The following is a 16,845-nucleotide window of genomic DNA, read 5'->3' as shown; positions in this document are numbered from 1 at the left end:
GAGTGACCACCCGATCCCGGAGCCAACCCCGCCCGCCGCCACCACGAAAGACCTCCAGGGGAGCGCGGCGGGCGCGGAGTGGCCCACACGTTCCCAGGGCCCGCCCCGGGCGCTACAAGGGAGATCGACTCCGGCAGGGCGCGGCGGGCGCGGCGTGACCACGCGTTCCCGGCAGTGAACGTCCGGCCGTCGTTGTCGTCCTGCGGCCCGCACTCCATGCGTGCGCGCCTGCGGCTTTGGCCTCACCCGCCGCATCGGCGTGCTTCTAGGGCCTGTCTCGAAGTGGCCTCGGTCGCACGCGCGAACGCGTGACCTGGCCGGTGGAGCGAAGCCGCCGGGCGAGTGGAGTGGGCCGGGGCTTTGGAACGCGGCCTAGCCCTCCAGGTGCCGCCGCCCGGCGGCCGCGGAGAGGCCACCGATGACGGCGAAGCCGGCGAGGGCCGCGGCGAACAGAGTGGCTCCGGTGGCCAGACCGACGGTGTCGCTGAGGTACCCCGCGGTGACCGGGAGGATCCCGGCGGGGACATAGCCGCCGATGTTGAACGCGGCGTTGGCCTCGGCGAGGCGGTGCGGCGGGACGGCGCTGCTGAGCAGCGACAGGCCGCCGAGCTGCCCCATTCCCTGGCCGGCGCCGGCCAGGACGGCCGACGCGACGAGCGCCGCCGCCGACGCGCCGTTCACAGCGGTCACCAGCGCGGCCATCGAGGCGGTCGTGGCGGCCGCGCCCGCGAGGAGCATGGTGCGCCGGGGCAGCCGCTGGACGGTGAACTGCACGCCGGTCGCCGCGGCGAACATCACGAACGCCGTGCCTCCGGCGATGATCCGGTTGCCGGTGCCCAGCAGGCCGGACAGCAGCGACGGCCCGAGCGACAGCACGAACGACGTCGCGGTGATGCCGGGCGCGAACACCGCGATCCCCAGGGCGAGCCGCATCGCGCTCTCGCGCGGCACACCGGGCACCCGGACCCACGACCTCGTCGCGGGGACGGAGGGACGCGGCATCGGCAGACGCGTCACGACCACGCCCGCCGTGACCAGCACGACGGCCTCGACCGCGAACACGGTGACGGTCGGGGCGGGCAGGCTCTCGGACAGGACGCCGGCCAGGAACGGACCGAGGCCGGCGCCGAAGACCATCGCGGACGAGGCGAACAGCGCGGCAAGGCGGCGGCGGGAGGGGCCGGCGACGTCGGTGACGGCGGCCATCCCCGCGGAGACGGTCGCGCCGACCGCGACACCGGTCAGAAGCCGGGCGACGATCAGCGCCCACACCGTGGTGGCGGTCGCGAAGACGCCGCAGGCCACCAGGGCGAGGACGAGCGCCGGCAGAAGGACGGGACGGCGGCCGAGCCGGTCCGACAGCACTCCGGACACCAGCAGCGAACCGAGCAGCCCGACGATGTAGAAGGCGAAGACCACGGTGAGGGTGCCCTTGGAGAAGCCGATGTCGCGCTGCCAGAGCACATAGAGGGGCGTCGCCGCGTTCGACAGCACGAAGACGGCGGTGACAGGCCAGGCGGCGAGCCAGATCCAGCGGACGGACGCATCCGCCTGTGGCGCGCTCCGGGGCGTATCGATCGTTCGGACGTTCGGCATGGGGGTCCCCTTCGCCAAGCAGTACGATTTTTCTCGAACTTAGCATGCAGTACGATTAAACTCGTACAAGCGAGAGAGAGGGGCTGGATGGTGGCATCGATCACGCGACCGGCGATCCGGGTGCTCCCGGAACCGCCCGGCCTGCCCGAGCCCTTGGCCGAGCCCGCTGTCGAGGACCTCCGGCTGGAGACGGTGTTCGGGGCACTGAGCGGGCCGCTGCGCCTGGCCATCGTCCGCAAGCTCCTGCTGGAGCGTGAGGAGTTCGACCATCCCTGCGGCTGGTTCGGCTTCGACCGGCCGAAGTCGTCGCTGACGCACCATTTCAAGGCGCTGCGCGAGGCCGGCATCCTGCGGCAGCGGCAGTACGGCCTGGAGCGCCGAAGCGAAGTGCGCGTCGACGACCTCAACGCTCGCTTCCCCGGCCTGCTCGACCTGATCGCATCGTCCTCGACGATCGACCACTGAGCGCCGCGACGCGCAGGGGCCGGGCCGTTCACTTCCGGGGCGGCACCGACCTGGCCGCTTTGCCGCCGCCGGACCGGCCCGTCGCGCGACGCGATCGTCGACCACATGACCGACCGGCTTGCCGCTCACCGCGGCGTGCTCATCCCACCGCCACACGCGCGAGGACGGCAGCAGGCGCCTCCGGCCGACGGCAACCGCCCCGGCGCCGGGTGCGCGCCAAGGGGTGGGCCCGCCCGGGGCGAGGTTCGGTCGGAGGCCGCCGAGTTGAGCGCGGGGTAGCTCGCGGCCCTTATCGACGGGTGCGATCACGTGGGTGGAAATTGGGGGTTTGGTCCGGACGGGGTGAACCGGTGGCATGGTGGAGGGGGTCTAAGTTTCTGGTGCGCGCGGCCCGGGGTCGCGCGGGTGGTGGGCGCGGGGCGTGTCGCCTCGCGGTGGGAGAGGGGAACGGCCGGTGTCCTACGGGCAGATGGCGGGCGGTGGACCGTCCGTCGACACGATCCTTGCTGAGCCGAACTGCAAACCCGGCGGGGTCGTGGCGGGCAAGGTGCACCTGCGCGGCGGCGCCGGGCCCGCGGAGGTCCGGCAGGTGACGCTGGCGCTGATGCCGCGCATGCGGCACCACGGCGGCGAGACGGCGGGCCCCGAGGTGTACCGCGGCGCCCTGACCCGCGGATTCCGGCTCGACGCCGGGGGGCAGCGCGACCTGGCGTTCTCCATCCCGCTGCCGTACGAGCTGCCGTTCACGACCGTCCTCGGCCACGAGCTTCCAGGCTTCACCATCGGGATGTGCACCGAGATCGACGTCGCCGGGCAGCCCGATCCGGGCGACATCGACCCGATCTCCGTGGAGCCGCTGGAGTCCCAGCAGTGGGTCCTCGCCTCGATCGCCCAGCTCGGCTTCCAGATCACGAACGTGACGTTCGAGTCGTCGAAGCTGCGGGGCGTGTCCCAGCAGCTGCCGTTCCACCAGGAGATCCACCTCAACCCGCCGTCGTCGCACCAGGGGCGGATCGAGAAGGTCGGGCTGAGCTTCGTCGCCAGCCCGCGCGCCATGGCCTTCGTCCTGCGCGCCGAGGACCGCGACACCCCGCAGGACGAGTCGTTCGGCGTCTTCACGGTGCCGCACGCCGAGGCCGCGGAGACCGACTGGAACGCCAAGATCGGTCAGTGGCTGGAGGCCGCGGCGGCGCTGCCCCGGTCGTCCCGCCCCGGCCCGGCGTCCCATGGCGCTCCGCCGCCTCCCGGGCAGGCGCCGCTGCCGCCGCCCGGCGGCCACTCGGGGTTTCCGCCGCCACCGCCGCAGGGCGCGGCTCCTTACGGCGGGCCGGGTGAGTACGGGTCGCACGGCAACGCCCAGTTCCCGCCTCCCGCCCCGGCGCCCGGTCGGCAGCAGCAGCCGGCGCCGATGGCCGCCCAGGGGTACCCGCCGAACCCCTCCGGCATGCCCCCGGCACCCGGACAGGGCTTCCCGCCGCCCCCGCCCGGTCCCGGGATGCCGTCGCATGGGGCTCCGCCCGCACCCCCGCACGGGATGCCGTCGCATGGGGCTCCCCCCGCACCCCCGCACGGGATGCCGTCACACGGAGCCCCGCCTCCCGCACCTCCGCACGGGATGCCGTCGCACGGGGCGCCCCCGCCCGCGGCGCCGTACGCTCCCGCCGCTCATGCCGGCCCGCCCCCTCCCGCACCGCCGGGGCCCCCGCCGTACTCGCCCCACGGCCACCCGCCTCCGGCGCACGTCCATCACGCCCCGCCCGGCTACCACGGGCACCGCCACCTCGGCCACGGCGCCGCCGCGGCCGGTCTGGTGGGCGGCGTCGCGGCGGCGGGGGTCGTGGGCGGCGTGGCCATGGGCGCCATGGACGCGGCCGGGTACGCGCAGAACGTCGCGGGCTACGTGGGCGGCGCCCCCGTGGACGCCTTCGGCAACGCGCTCGCCGGGTACGCGGGCAATGTCGCCGGAAACGTGATCGCGGACGCGGCCGGCGGCATCGCCGGAGACATCGCAGGCGACGTGGCCGGCGAACTCGCAGGCGGCGCCGCCGAAATCCTCGGCGGCCTCCTGGGCGGCCTCTTCGGCTGACCACCGGGTTTAACGGAATGGGGCGACGAGGCCACGGAAAGGCGTCGTCGCCCCCGCACCTTCCTGGAAGGCACTCCTCCAGCCGACGCGGCTCCGAAGGGGCTGGGTGGTGTCTCCGGCCAAACCGCTCGGGCATCCGCCGGGGGGCGCGGCTGGCGCGGTTGGGTAGCGCGCCGGCCGTCTCTCGGAGGACTGCTGGGCCGGCTCTTCGCTGACCTGCGGATATTTGCAGACGGGAGGTCGCGTGGGGCTTCCCGGAGCTTTCTGAGTGGCTTCTCTGGCTTTTCCCGCGAGCATCCGCAGGTCACGTGATTGGCGGGTCGGGGAGCGTGGCTTTCGTTTCCCGGAGGCTTCGGGATTCTCGGGGCCCGTGGGTGCGGGGCTTTTCCCAGAGGTGTGGGGATGATCTCGGGGGTAGCCGGAAGGACGGTGGGTAAAGGAAAGTAGGGCGTTTCGGACGGGATCCGCTGCGCACTCGGCCAATCCGGCCGGGGGTGGTTATCGTCGTGAGCGCAGCCCGCTTCCCGAGGAGTCACATGACCACCGTGATCCTGGTTCTGCTCTGCCTCGCGATCGCCGGACGCGAGCTCTACCTGGCGTCCGACAAGCGGCTTCCGCAAGCCCAGGCGGAGCTGCGCAATCTGCGCAAACAGCTGAACGAGCTCGCGCGGGACCACGACGTGCTCAAGCGGGTGGTCGACGAGGCGACCGAGCCGGTCGGCATTCCCATCCCGCCGCCGCAGGCCGAGGGGCCGCCGTCCGACGTGGCGGAGAGGCTGGAGACCGTCACCGGGCGGGTGGAACGGCTGGAGAAGCAGTTCGGCGACCTGTCGGACGAGCTGGCGGGCCTCGACCTCGACCGCGACTCCCATCGCGCGCTGGCGCGGACGCTCGACGCGGTGGAGCAGGACGTCCAGGAGCTGCACCGCGAGATGCTCGACCGGCTCGACCGGGAGGAGGGCGTGGTCACCGGGGCGCTGCTGAGCGAGGAGGGGGAGGGCGAGGCGCTGCTCGCGGAGGCGTACGAGCAGTGCGCCGCCGAGTGCGGGCTGCGCATCCGGCTCCGCGACCAGCGATCGGAGCAGGCCACCGGCACCTACTGGGGCACCGTGTACCAGATGTCCGGGCGGCGCCCCGACGTCCTCGCCGAAGACCTGTTCTCGTACGTGCGCGGCCTCTACGACCCGAAGGACGCGGCCGCGGTCACCGTGCTGCTCACCGAGCTGGCGTCGCTGCGGGGCGGCGGCGTCGCGCGGTTCGGGTCGTTCGTCGCGGTCAGCACGCAGAGCGCGGTGCTGTGCGGCGTGCTGCCGGACGAGGGAACGCCGCCGACCGAGCCGTGGCGGCTCGTCGAGCACATCCGCGAGCTGCCCGCCGACCGGCAGCGCGACCTCACCTGGCTGCGTTCGGACGACTGATCAGGGGCGGACGAAGCGGGGGGCGCCGTCCGCCCGGTCCACGCTGAACGCCAGCAGGCACCGCGGGACGCGGGCCGCGTCGATCTGGAGGCACAGGCCGAGCCCGAGGTCCGGGTCGACGACCACGACGCGCCGCAGGGCACGGAGGGCACGGCGTGCCCGGACGCGCGTCTCCGGGCGGCCCTCCTCGCGGACCGTGCCGGCGACCACCCGGCCCGCGTAGCGCCAGAGCGCCACCGAGTCCATTACGCGCACGCCCGCCGACGTGAGGTTCGCGACGATCACGACGCCGCTGTCGTCGTCCTCGGAGGTGGACGGGGCCCGCAGCGCCCCCTCCCCCGGCAGGTCGCGCGGCGCCTGCGGCCCGCCGACCGCCCGGTGGTAGCGCAGCGGGTCGAGCGTGTCGATGACGAACGCCCCCGCGTACGGGCGGGACGCGCGGGACGGGCGTGCGAGTCCGTGCATCGGCGCCCGCGCCGCCCGCACGCCGAGGCGGGCGCTGAGGTCGAGCACGATCCCCGCGTCGTCCAGCCACGCCGGGACCCCGAGCTTGGCCGCGGACGTCCGGTCGAGGGCGTCCATGGTCTGCCACAGCTCGTCGGTCCGGCGGGACAGCGTCGAGGCCATGCCCAGACCGGGGAACGCGCTCTCCAGCACGGCCAGGGTGGCCTGCCATGTGGTGCTGCCCACGAACTCCGCGACGAACGCGTCCGCCATCGCCTTGCGCCGCTCGGGGTCGGTCATGGGCCCGGGCCGCTGTGCGGGCGCCCACTGCTGGACCGGGATGTCAGGCACGGTCACCGGAGGCGGTTCGGCCGCCAGGCCCTTCCCCGGCAGGAACGGATCGTCGTCACTTCGCGCGTGCCGGCCCGTGGGGGCGGGGCCGGGCTCCGAAGGCGTCCAGGGCTCGCCCGGCGACGCTTCGCCGAGGCCGAGGTCGAGGTCGCGCACCGCCCAGAGCGGCTCCTCCTGGGACGCCGGGGGCTCGGCGGGCGGGGACGGCGGCGGCACCGGGGCGTGGGGGGTCCAGGGCTCCTCGGGTTCCGTCGGCGGCTGGACGGGGACCCAGTCGGACGGCGGCTCCTCCGGCGCCGGTTCCGGGGCGGTTCCCTTGCCCGCCACGTGGACGTCCTCGGGGTAGGGGCCCGGACGGGGGCCGGTCTCGGGTCCGGTCTCCTCGGGGCCGGGGTCTTCGGGCTGTGGGGTGCGACGGTCACGCGGGCCGAATCTCACGTGTCGATCCTGCGCTGAGATCAAGGCCGTAGGCAAGCTCATCGGGCTCCGAAGAGCGTGGCGCACAGGGACCGGAGGCGGTCGGGGCCGTCCTCGGCGGGCAGCACGGTGAGGACGGGGTCCGGGGACGGGTCGTGGCGCAGCCGCACGGAGACCTCGCGCCGCATCGGCTCGTCGGCGCCCTGAGCGGCGGCGATGTCCTGGAGGCCGACGGAGACGACCTCGGGGATCTCGACGACGAGGGGCTGCTCGCCGGCGGGCAGCTCGTCCAGCCAGAGGTCCAGGACGTGGTGGGCGAGACCGTTCAGCAGGCGCCCCCAGGGCTCGACGAGGCCCGGCGGGACGTGCTCGGTCTGCAGTTCGGGGAGGCCGAACCTGGCGAGCCCCCGGGTGGTGATGTAGGAGCCGTCACGGCCGATGGTGTGCGGGAGGAGCATCCAGTCGGTGAGCCGGACGGCGCCGCCGGGCCCCGGGAGGGAGCGGAAGAGCCGGTCGTGCGCGAGGACCTGCGGGGTGAACACGTCGATCACCGGGGCGGACGCGGCCGCGCCGACGGCGCCCGCGACGGCGCGTGCGGCCCATTCGTGGGCGGGCGGCCGCCCCGGCCGGTATGCGGCGCGGACGGCGAGGACGTGCGGCGCGGCGGCGACCGCCTCGACGTCGGACGGGGAGGCGCCGTACGCGGCGAGCAGGTCGGCGGGCAGCGGCGGGAAGCCCTCCGCGGGGCGCTGGTCGAGGGTGAGCATGGGGCTGCCGAGCATGCCGAGGACGAGGTCGCGCAGCGGCGGCTCGGTGCGCCGCAGCAGCTGCGCGCGGGCCAGGGCCGCCGGGTCGCGGATCGGCTCGGTGAGCGCCACGGCGTAGGTGCCGTAGAGCGTCTCGGGGACGGGCAGTGTCAGCGTCTCACCCAACTCATCTCCCGGCGGCCTCGGCGAACGGCGACACTTCGATCAGAACGAAGCGGGCGCGGGAAAGTATCTGGCGCGAACGGGACAGTTACCTCACACGGCCGCGAGGCGCGCCCCCGACCCCGCCGTCAGCGCCGGGGGACGCGCTGCTCGAACCAGACGACCTTGCCTCCCTCGGTGCGGTGGGTGCCCCAGCGGGCGGCCAGGTGGCCGACGAGCTGGAGGCCGCGGCCCGACTCGTCGGTGGCGTCGGCGTGCCGCAGGTGCGGCATGTCGGCGCCGTCGTCGTGCACCTCGCAGAGCAGCGTGCGCCCCCTGATCAGGCGGAGCCCCACGGATCCGGCGCCGTGCACGAGGGCGTTGGTGACGAGCTCGCTGACGAGCAGCCGCGCGGTCTCGGCGAGCTCGTGCAGGCCCCAGCCGGCGAGACGGGCGCCGACCTGCGCGCGGATCCACGGGACGCTGCCGGGCGCGGCTTCGAGCTGCCAGGTGACGACGTCGTCGAGGGGGATGCCGTCGAACCCGACCGCGACGATGGCGATGTCGTCGGCGGGGGTGGGCCCGGCGAGCCGGTCGAGCAGGTCGTCGCAGGTGCCGTCGAGGTCGGCGGACGCCTCGGCGAGGCGGGCGCGCAGCTCCTCCAGGCCGGTGTCGAGGTCGCGGTCGCGGCGCTCCAGGAGGCCGTCGGTGCACAGCACGAGCCGGGACCCGTCCTCGACCTTGAACTCCACCGTCTCGAACGGCTCGCCGCCGACCCCGATGGGCACGCCCGGCGGGACGGGCAGCACGCGGCTCTCCCCGTCCGGCGTGACGAGGACGGGCGGGACGTGCCCGGCGCTGGCGACCGTGCAGCGCCGCTCGACGGGGTCGTAGACGGCGAGCAGGCAGGTGGCGAGGTAGTCCTCGCCGAGCCGGCGGGCGAGGCCGTCGAGCTGGCGCAGCAGCCGGTCGGGCCGCATGTCCTCGGCGGCCAGGGTGCGGACGGCGGTGCGCAGCTGGCCCATGATCGCGGCGGAGGTGAGGCCGTGCCCCATGACGTCGCCGACGACGATGCCGAGCCGGCAGCCGGGCAGCGGGATGGCGTCGAACCAGTCGCCGCCGACCTGGGCGGCCTGCTCGGCGGGCCGGTAGCGGTAGCGGACGCGGGCCCCGGCGACGTCAGGCGGGTCGTCGGGGAGCATGCTGCGCTGCAGCTCCTCGGCGACCTGGACCTCGCGCCGGTACAGCCGCCCGTTGTCGACGCAGAGCGCGGCGCGCCGGGCCAGCTCGTCGACCATGGCGAAGTCGAGCTCGTCGAACCCGTGCCGGTCGGGCTTGCGCAGCAGCATGAACGTGCCGAGCACCCGCCCCCGCGCGATCAGCGGGGCGACCAGCAGTGCCCGGCCGGTGAACAGGGGGCGCAGGTCGCGGTCCCCGAACGCGGCGGCGAGCCGGACGGCCCTGCCGTCGTCGACGCGGGCGATGTGCACGGGCCGCCCGGTCCGCATGGCCTGGACGAACGGGGTGCAGGACGGCACGGACAGCGGCTCGTCCTCGGGGACGGCCTCGTCCCAGCGTCCGGGCTCGTCATTGTGGACGACGGCGACCCGGCGCATCGGCGTGGTCTCGTCGACCTCGCCGGCGGGCGGCGCGGAGTCGGCGACGACGCTTTCGAGCAGGTCGACGGCGGCGAGGTCGGCGAGCCGCGGCACGAGGACCTCGGCGAGGGTCCGGGCGGCCTGCAGGTGGTCGAGCGAGCTGCCGATCTGCTCGCCGGCCGCGCCGAGGTAGGCGAGCGGCTCCAGCGCGTGGGAGAGGTCGCGGCGGGCGCGCGGCGGCCGGGGCGGCGGGACGCGCGGCCCCGGCCGGGGCAGGGGGACGGTCGGCGCGGGGGGCGGGGCGGCGTCGGTCTGCGGGACGATGGGCAGCCGGATGGTCAGGCCCAGCGACACCGCCGGGCAGCCGAGGGCGAGGACCTGCGAGGCGATCGTTCCGAAGCCCGGGGGGCCGAGCGCGGGCAGCAGTTCGGCGAGGCGGTCGGCGAACGGGCCCGCGAACGGGTCGGGCCCGTCCGGGGAGGGGCCGGCGAGCGTGGGCTCGACCCGCAGCAGCCGGACGGCGGCCGAGCGGAGGGCGGCGCCGCCGGCGGGGCCGGGCTCGCCGGGCGGGGCGAGCAGGAGGTCGCCGACGGTGATGCCGATCCCGTCGCGGCGGAGCCTGCGCAGGTCGGCGGCCAGCGCCAGGACCCGGACGCCGTGGTCGCCCGGGGCCCCGTCGATGGGGTAGACCCACCAGCCGATCTCGACGGGCTCCCCGTTGTCGGCCCGCCGCAGGGTGCAGGCGCCGCACCAGACGTGCCCGAAGGCCTCCGGCTCGAAGGCGCCGCGGTGCTCCCGCGGGAGCCGGAGGAGGTCGCCGGGCGGGCGGCCCATGGCCTGGCCGCGCGCGGCGCCGAACAGGTCGGCGGCGGTATCGTCCCAGTGGCTGATGCGGCCGCGGTCGTTCACCGTGACGGCCGTCATCCTCGTGACGCCCAGCAGATCCGCGATCACCAAGCGGTCCCCCTCCCCCGAGTGGAACGACGCGCGAAAGCCGTTGCGGCAACTCACGGTGAAAGCGAAGCTACATGCTGTGAGGGCGGTTCGCTCGGGATCCGCCGAATCCCTCCGGGTGAGCACTCACTCATCACCGTCCGCCCGTGCTAACGTCCAGCGGGGAAGCGAGGTGCAGGCGGGTTGGCTACACGGACGGAGCCGATGCGGGACCGGATCCTGGCCGCGGCGGTCACGGTGATCCAGACGCGCGGGATCGTGGCCGCGACGACCAAGGAGATCGCGCGCACCGCGGGCGTGTCCGAGGGCAGCCTCTACAACCACTTCGCGAACAAGACCGCGCTGTTCGCGGCGGCCCTGGCCGAGGTGACCGGGAGCGCGCGCACCGCGATGACCGGGCTCGCCGGATCGGTCGGACAGAACACGGTGGAGGAGAACCTCACCCGCCTGGCGGCGGAGATGGTCCGCTTCTACGGCGAGCTGCTGCCGATGACCGGGCCCGTCCTGGCCGACCCGGAGCTGATCGCGTGGCTGCGGAGCGACGGCCCCGGAAAGGCGCAGCAGGAGGCCGCCGCCAGGTCGCGCGCCCGGCCGAGGAGCGACCGCACCGGCGAGGCGCCGCCTCCCGGGGCGCCCGGCGGGCCCCCGGCAGGGCCGCCAGGCGGTCCGGCGGCAGGCCCGGTGATGGGCCACGCGGCCCTCATCGGCTACCTGGAGGCCGAACGGAAGGCCGGACGGCTGGCGGACGGCGCACCCCTGCCGTTCATCGCCGCGGCCCTGCTGGGAGGCTGCCAGCAGCACGCCTTCCTGACCCGCCTCGCGGGCGCGGAAAGCGTGGCGGCGGGCGCCGGGCTCCCGGCCGCGCCGGCGGAGTTCGCGGCCAAGCTGGTCCGGGCCGTTCTGGCGGGCCACCTCGCCGCGCCCTGACCTGGCATAAGCCGCCAGGGCACGCCCGCTCGACCGAGCCCGCCTCCGAGCCCGCCTCCGAGCCCGCCTCCGGGGCCGCCGCGCGGGCTGCCGAGGATCGGGCTCTATACCGGCGGATCAGCACCACTTTGACCAAGAAACGACTCGATGTGACGGAGGCCACGCGGATCCTGGCAACCTTTTGGCTCGTTCCATGCGTCTTACATGGCAGGAAGACCCACCGGCGGATGGAAGCGCTCGATCGGGCAAGGCCCGCGACGTCCCGACTACGGGGTCGCTCTGGCACAGCCGAAGCGCGCCGAACCCTCGGCCCACCCTCCATGCGAGGCCGAGGCCACACCGAACCCGCCGGGAACGGTGGCACGTACCACTTGACGGGGGGCGATCAATCCGCCCGGCCCGCGCGTGCCCCCGACCACGCGCCAGGCAACCGTCCCCTCTCACGGGGGGCACGACCACGGGGAGCGACGATGACCGCTGTCACCACGCCCGTCCATCGCACCACCAAGGGCGACAACGGCCGCAACGCCGACCGCACCGCGACGTCCGACGACGCGCGCCGCTACGAGCGCGACGTCCTGCCCCTCGCGGACCCGCTCTACCTCAGCGCCGTGCGCATGACCCGCAACAGCGCCGACGCCGAGGACCTCGTCCAGGAGACGCTGGCCAAGGCCTACGTGAACTTCCACCAGTTCCAGGAAGGCACGAACCTCAAGGCGTGGCTGCACCGCATCCTCACCAACAACTTCATCAACACCTACCGCAAGAAGCAGCGCGAGCCCCAGCGCGCCGGCTCCGAGGAACTGGAGGAGTGGCAGATCGCGCAGGCCGAGGCGCACGCGTCCGGCTTCCGCTCCGCCGAGTCCGAAGCCCTCGACCGCATCCCCGACTCCCAGGTGGTCGCCGCCCTGCGGGCCCTCCCCAAGGACTTCCGGGACGCCGTCTACCTCGCCGACGTCGAGGGCTACCCCTACAAGGAGATCGCCGACATGATGGGCACCCCCATCGGCACCGTCATGTCCCGCCTCCACCGCGGCCGCAAGCAGCTCCGCGACTCCCTCGCCGATCACCGTGCCGCCCACACGCTGGCCGCCTAGTCAGTAAACGTTGACCCCGTCGCTGCATTTCAGCGGCGGGGTCGTTCATTCTCCTGCACGATCTGTTATCGATCGGCTACTTTGTGCGATGTCCCTTCGGTGCGTTGGGAGTCGCTCATGCCGAACCTTTTCAGTGCGGTCGTCGTGGGGGCGGTGGTCGCCCTCGTGCCCGTCGCGCCCTCCGGGGCGGAGACGTCGTTGCGGCTGTCCGTCACGCATCCGGGCGGCAGTACGTCCGGGAGCAGGACGGTCACGCTGCGTTGCGGTCCGCCGGGGGGCGAGCACCCCGAGGCGGCACGGGCCTGCCTGGAGCTGGAGGGGGCGGACGGGCGGTTCGAGCACCGGCCGGACGGGCGGATGTGCACCGCCGTCCACGCGCCCGTGGTCGCCCGCGCCGAAGGGCGGTGGAAGGGCAGAGCCGTCCGTTTCCAGGCCGAATACGGGAACGACTGCGCCATGCTGTCGCGCACCGGAACGGTGTTCGCCTTCTGACCCGGCGCAGGTCCGCGGCCGATTCGCAAACCGTCCGAATAGGGCCGCCGACCGTGGGTAGGGCGCGCACACACGGGCCGCGCGAGGCGTCGGCAATTCGGGAGGATGTGCGCTCTATGTCATCGAGGGTCAGCGACGTGATGACGGCGGCGCCCCAGTCTTTGCCGCTCGACGCGACGCTCTACGAGGCGGCTCGCATCATGCGGGACGAGGGCATCGGCGACGTGCTGGTCACCTACGCGGGACGCCTGTGCGGCCTGGTGACCGACCGTGACATCGTGATCCGGGCGGTGGCCGAGAGCCGCGACACCTCGCTCACCCCGCTCGGGGACGTGTGCACGGCCGAGCTGACCACCGTCCACCCCGAGGACGACACCGACACGGTGGCGCGGCTCATGAGCGAGCACGCCGTCCGGCGCCTGCCGGTCGTCGACGCCGAGCACCACCCCGTCGGGATCGTGTGCATCGGCGACCTGGCCCTGGCGAACGGCGATTCCGGCCCGCTACCCGAGATCAGCAAGGCGCCGCCGAACAACTAGGACTCCCCATGAGGCACCAGGGCCGCCCGGCCGAGCAGGGCCCGCCTGCGCATCCCCCGGGGCAGGCTACTCTCGGGAAGGTGACGCCCACCGAAACGGTCCTGACGGACCAGCTCGCGCTGGAGATCGCCCGGCTGGGCCTGGTCGGGGAGTCGTCCGACGTGGGCACCCTGCACCGCGTGACCGAGCTCGCCGCGCGCGCCGTGCCCGGATGCGCCGGCGCCGCGAGCGTGCGCTGGGCACTGCCGAGCGCGTACGGCGGCGTCGGCTCCACGGTCGTCATCCCCGACCGCACGAGCGGCATACCGGACATGCCCCTGCAGGACGAGCGCGACGCCGCGGAGGAGAACCGGCCCGAACCGCTGGCCGCCGCGGCCAGCCATCCCGACCTCGCCGAGGTCACCGACCGGCAGCTGGCCCGCGGGCACGGGCCGCTGTTCGACGTGGTGGCCGACCGCCGCGCGCTGACCTCCGACGACATCCTCGCCGAGACCCGCTGGCCCGAGGCCATGTCGGACATGCTGCGCCGCGGGGTGCGCTGCTTCACCACGTCCCCGCACCTGAACCCCCCGGTCCTCGTCACGCTCACCCTGTACGGGGTGACGCCGAAGGCGCTCGGGCCCGAGCGGCACGCGATCGCGTCCCTGCTGGTGGCGCAGGGCACCGCGGCCTTCTCGAACAGCCGCCAGTACGACGACGTGCACCGCACCGCCGTCCAGCTCCAGGCGGCCGTCGAGGCGCGTGCGGTGGTCGACCAGGCCAAGGGAATCCTCATGCACGCGCTCGGTTGCGACGCCGACGAGGCATTCGCCGAGATGCGTCGCATCTCACAGACGCGCCACGTGAAGCTCACCGCGCTGGCCCAGCGTATCGTCGGTCATCAGGGCCTGCCCTAGGTGCGGGCGGGGAGCATAGGCTGCGGGAAGCGGCCCCGTAGAACGGTGCCCGGCCCGGTACGGGCGGGAGCCGCCCTGGTCCACCGTGGTGACGCGGACGAAAGGAGACCAGATGCACGATCGGCCTGACCAGCTCGAGCCCGAGTCCCTCCTGCGGGAGATCTCGGATCTCGAAGGACGCATCGGCGAGCTGCGCCAGGCCGCCGGCGTGCCCGAGCCCGACCTGCGCGCCACGCTGGACGCGGCGCTGGTCGAGCTGGAGCTGGCGCTGACCGTGCTGCGCACGATGGGCGGCGAGCAGTCCGGCGAGCCGGGAGGGTCGGCCGCCGCGGAGAACGAGCGGCGCGTGCTGCGCACGGTCTTCCAGGACGCCCCCGTTCCGCTGTTCCTGCTCGACCGGACGACGAACGTCCGCCGCGTCAACCGGCAGGCGGCCATGCTGCTCGGCACGTCGGCGGGATACGTGTCGGGCAAGCAGTTCACGGCCTTCTGCGACATGGCGACCCGGGCGGCGGTCCGGTCGCAGCTCGCGGCGGCGATCCGGACGGGGCAGCGGCGCCGCGTCAGCGTCCGGTTCCTCGGCCGCGACCACCCGATCGACGCCGTGCTGACGGTGGCGCGGGTGTGGATCCGCGGCGAACCCGACCCGATGGTCGTGGTGGCCGCCGGGCCGACGACCACCCCCGCCGACGACGGCGGGCCCGCGGCGTCCAAGGTCCAGGCGGCGGGCACCGCGCGGGTGCGGGCCGCCGACGGCGGGCAGGGCGACGACGAGGCCGTGGCCACGATCGTGCACCGGATGGACGTCCTCGCCACCGCCAGCGAGCTGCTGCTGGACGAGCCGGTCTTCAACGAGACGGTGGCCGTCCGGCGCTGCGCCCGGCTGCTGGCCGCCGAGCTGGCCGACTGGGCGTTCATCGACCTGACCGGCCCCGGGACCGGCGGCCCGCCGGCGGGCGCGGCGCCCGTGCTGCGCCGCCAGGTCGTGATGGGCCCCGAGGACGAGCGGTCCGTCGAGGCCGCGAGGATGCTCGAAGAGGTGGACCCCGCCGAGGACACGCTCCCCCACGACGTGTTCGTCACCCGGCAGAGCGCGCTGCGCCCCCACGTGGAGGACCTCGACGTGCTCGGCATGTGCCCGGACGGGCTGCCGGTCTGCGGCAAGATCGGCGTGACGTCGGTGCTCAGCGTCCCCATCGAGGACGGCGAGCGCGCCATCGGCACGATCACGCTGGCGGCCAGCGGCGACTACGGCCCGTTCGACCTCATGGACCTCGGCGTCGTGCAGCGGCTCGGCCGCTACCTCGCCCTGGTGATCCGGGCCGCGCGGCTCTACCGGCGCCGCGCGGAGGTGGCCGACACGCTGCAGGCCGGGCTGCTGCCGAAGACGCTCCCGTCCATCCCGGGCGTGAGCGTGGCCGCCCGGTACCTGACGTCCACGCACGGCTCGGAGGTCGGCGGCGACTTCTACGACGTGTTCCGCACCGAGAACGGGTGGGGGCTCGTCCTCGGCGACGTGTGCGGCAAGGGCGAGGACGCGGCGGCCGTGACGTCGACCGCGCGGCACTGCGTCCGGCTCGCGTCGCGGTGGAAGGCCCGTCCCGGCGACGTGCTCGCGACCGTGAACGAGGCCCTGATGGACGAGGACCGGTTCGTCACCGCCGTGATGGCGAGCCTGACGCTGGAGACCGAGCGGATCATCGTGTCGCTCGGCACCGCGGGCCACCCGCCGGCGATCGTCGTCCGCGCCGACGGGGTGATCAGGTCGGCGTCGCGCGGCGGCGTCCCGCTCGGCCTGTTCGAGGACTTCGAGGCCGGGCTCGACACGATCGACCTGTCCGTCGGCGACACGCTGATCCTGCATTCGGACGGGGTCCTGGAGGCGTGCGACATGGCGCGGCAGGAGTTCGGCCAGGAGCGGCTGCTGGAGGCGCTCGCCGGGCACGCCGGGAAGCCCCCGGAGGAGATGCTCGCCGGAGTGGAGCGGGCGCTGCTCGACTACTGCGACGGCGACCTGCGCGACGACGTGTCCATGCTCGCTCTGCGGGTGGAACCGCCGACGCTCGGCTAGAACGTTTCAGCGGCGCGACTGACGGGCGTTTTGCCGGGGTAAACGGCATCCATGAGCGTCGACCCCTCGCGCAAGCCCCGCAACGAGACCGAGCACGAACGGCTGGACCGGCAGCTGATGGAACTCCTCCAGGGGTTCCGGGTGGCGACCACCGGCGTGCAGGTGCTGTTCGCGTTCCTGCTGACCGTTCCGTTCTCGGCGAGCTTCGACGCGAAGGTCGGCGAGACGGGCAGGGCGCTCTTCTACGTCTCGCTGTTCGGGGCGGGGCTCGCGTCCGTCTGCTTCATCGCCCCGGTCATCCAGCACCGGATCCTTTTCCGGCTCGGGCAGAAGGCGCTGCTGATCCGGCGCGCGAACCGGTTCGGGATCGCCGGGGCCTTCGCGCTGGGCGTTTCGATGACCGCCGCGACCACGCTGGTCGTCCAGGCGCTGTCGGAGAAGGCCGCCGCAACCGTCGCCACGGTCGTGGTCGCGGTGCTCCTGTGCGGGTGGGCGCTCGGCTACCTCGGCCCCAACGGCGCCGGGAAGTCCACCACCATCCGGCTGATGCTGGATCTGATCCGTCCCACCTCCGGCACCGCCCGGG

The 16,845-nt window shown here is 74.1% G+C and carries 14 protein-coding genes; 10 read left to right on the top strand and 4 right to left on the bottom strand.

The features are described from left to right. Positions 1-372: 372 nt before the first annotated feature. Positions 373-1,596: an MFS transporter gene (locus tag AB0C87_RS30470; protein ID WP_360580679.1), complete on the bottom strand. Its 1,224-nt coding sequence runs from the start codon at positions 1,594-1,596 to the stop codon at positions 373-375. Positions 1,597-1,683: 87 nt separating this feature from the next. On the opposite strand from AB0C87_RS30470, the gene AB0C87_RS30465 reads away from it, so the two are divergent. From AB0C87_RS30465 to AB0C87_RS30455, 3 genes are all read left to right on the top strand, one after another. Next, positions 1,684-2,061 (top strand): helix-turn-helix domain-containing protein, encoded by a 378-nt coding sequence (locus AB0C87_RS30465; RefSeq protein ID WP_360580677.1) that lies wholly within the window; start codon positions 1,684-1,686, stop codon positions 2,059-2,061. A 454-nt stretch (positions 2,062-2,515) separates the two neighbouring features. Further along, the gene (locus tag AB0C87_RS30460) at positions 2,516-4,147 is read left to right on the top strand and encodes a sporulation protein (RefSeq protein ID WP_360580675.1); all 1,632 of its coding nucleotides are present in this window, start codon (positions 2,516-2,518) and stop codon (positions 4,145-4,147) included. 536 nt (positions 4,148-4,683) lie between these two features. Then, positions 4,684-5,565 carry a hypothetical protein gene (locus AB0C87_RS30455; RefSeq protein ID WP_345173322.1) on the top strand — a complete coding sequence of 294 codons (882 nt, stop codon included), beginning with the start codon at positions 4,684-4,686 and terminating at the stop codon, positions 5,563-5,565. Here the strand turns inward: AB0C87_RS30455 and AB0C87_RS30450 are convergent, their stop codons facing one another. The 3 genes from AB0C87_RS30450 to AB0C87_RS30440 all read right to left on the bottom strand — a co-directional run bounded on the left by AB0C87_RS30450 (position 5,566) and on the right by AB0C87_RS30440 (position 10,237). Continuing rightward, the gene (locus AB0C87_RS30450) at positions 5,566-6,798 is read right to left on the bottom strand and encodes a hypothetical protein (protein WP_360580673.1); all 1,233 of its coding nucleotides are present in this window, start codon (positions 6,796-6,798) and stop codon (positions 5,566-5,568) included. Positions 6,799-6,836: 38 nt separating this feature from the next. Then, positions 6,837-7,709: a hypothetical protein gene (locus AB0C87_RS30445; protein ID WP_360580671.1), complete on the bottom strand. Its 873-nt coding sequence runs from the start codon at positions 7,707-7,709 to the stop codon at positions 6,837-6,839. Between the two features lie 125 nt (positions 7,710-7,834). Then, positions 7,835-10,237 carry a SpoIIE family protein phosphatase gene (locus tag AB0C87_RS30440; protein ID WP_360580784.1) on the bottom strand — a complete coding sequence of 801 codons (2,403 nt, stop codon included), beginning with the start codon at positions 10,235-10,237 and terminating at the stop codon, positions 7,835-7,837. A 183-nt stretch (positions 10,238-10,420) separates the two neighbouring features. Here AB0C87_RS30440 and AB0C87_RS30435 point away from each other — a divergent pair, with 183 nt between their 5' ends. From AB0C87_RS30435 to AB0C87_RS30405, 7 genes are all read left to right on the top strand, one after another. Beyond that, positions 10,421-11,164: a helix-turn-helix domain-containing protein gene (locus AB0C87_RS30435; protein ID WP_360580669.1), complete on the top strand. Its 744-nt coding sequence runs from the start codon at positions 10,421-10,423 to the stop codon at positions 11,162-11,164. Between the two features lie 470 nt (positions 11,165-11,634). Then, a complete protein-coding gene (locus tag AB0C87_RS30430; protein ID WP_345173316.1) occupies positions 11,635-12,261 on the top strand; it encodes a sigma-70 family RNA polymerase sigma factor in 627 nt (208 codons plus the stop codon). Between the two features lie 117 nt (positions 12,262-12,378). Further along, positions 12,379-12,753: an SSI family serine proteinase inhibitor gene (locus tag AB0C87_RS30425; RefSeq protein WP_353834038.1), complete on the top strand. Its 375-nt coding sequence runs from the start codon at positions 12,379-12,381 to the stop codon at positions 12,751-12,753. Between the two features lie 116 nt (positions 12,754-12,869). Further along, a complete protein-coding gene (locus AB0C87_RS30420) occupies positions 12,870-13,292 on the top strand; it encodes a CBS domain-containing protein (RefSeq protein ID WP_179844153.1) in 423 nt (140 codons plus the stop codon). A gap of 80 nt (positions 13,293-13,372) precedes the next feature. Beyond that, positions 13,373-14,188, top strand: coding sequence for an ANTAR domain-containing protein (locus AB0C87_RS30415; protein WP_360580666.1), 816 nt, complete (start codon positions 13,373-13,375; stop codon positions 14,186-14,188). Between the two features lie 112 nt (positions 14,189-14,300). Then, complete coding sequence (locus tag AB0C87_RS30410; protein WP_360580664.1) at positions 14,301-16,259, top strand: SpoIIE family protein phosphatase; 1,959 nt, start codon at positions 14,301-14,303, stop codon at positions 16,257-16,259. A gap of 51 nt (positions 16,260-16,310) precedes the next feature. Further along, positions 16,311-16,845: DUF6328 family protein (locus AB0C87_RS30405; RefSeq protein ID WP_360580662.1), on the top strand; the 535-nt coding region annotated here is incomplete at its 3' end.

This window comes from Actinomadura sp. NPDC048021 (genome assembly GCF_040653135.1).
Taxonomy (GTDB): domain Bacteria; phylum Actinomycetota; class Actinomycetes; order Streptosporangiales; family Streptosporangiaceae; genus Spirillospora; species Spirillospora verrucosospora.
Note: the sequence above shows the minus strand (reverse complement) of the source record. Positions and strands in the feature narration are given on the sequence as shown.

Excerpts from the sequence above, each read along its gene's own strand:
- AB0C87_RS30455 (WP_345173322.1), top strand. The coding sequence starts at position 4,684 with ATGACCACCGTGATCCTGGTTCTGCTCTGCCTCGCGATCGCCGGACGC.
- AB0C87_RS30410 (WP_360580664.1), top strand. The coding sequence starts at position 14,301 with ATGCACGATCGGCCTGACCAGCTCGAGCCCGAGTCCCTCCTGCGGGAG.
- AB0C87_RS30425 (WP_353834038.1), top strand. The coding sequence starts at position 12,379 with ATGCCGAACCTTTTCAGTGCGGTCGTCGTGGGGGCGGTGGTCGCCCTC.
- AB0C87_RS30420 (WP_179844153.1), top strand. The coding sequence starts at position 12,870 with ATGTCATCGAGGGTCAGCGACGTGATGACGGCGGCGCCCCAGTCTTTG.
- AB0C87_RS30470 (WP_360580679.1), bottom strand. The coding sequence starts at position 1,596 with ATGCCGAACGTCCGAACGATCGATACGCCCCGGAGCGCGCCACAGGCG.
- AB0C87_RS30465 (WP_360580677.1), top strand. The coding sequence starts at position 1,684 with ATGGTGGCATCGATCACGCGACCGGCGATCCGGGTGCTCCCGGAACCG.
- AB0C87_RS30430 (WP_345173316.1), top strand. The coding sequence starts at position 11,635 with ATGACCGCTGTCACCACGCCCGTCCATCGCACCACCAAGGGCGACAAC.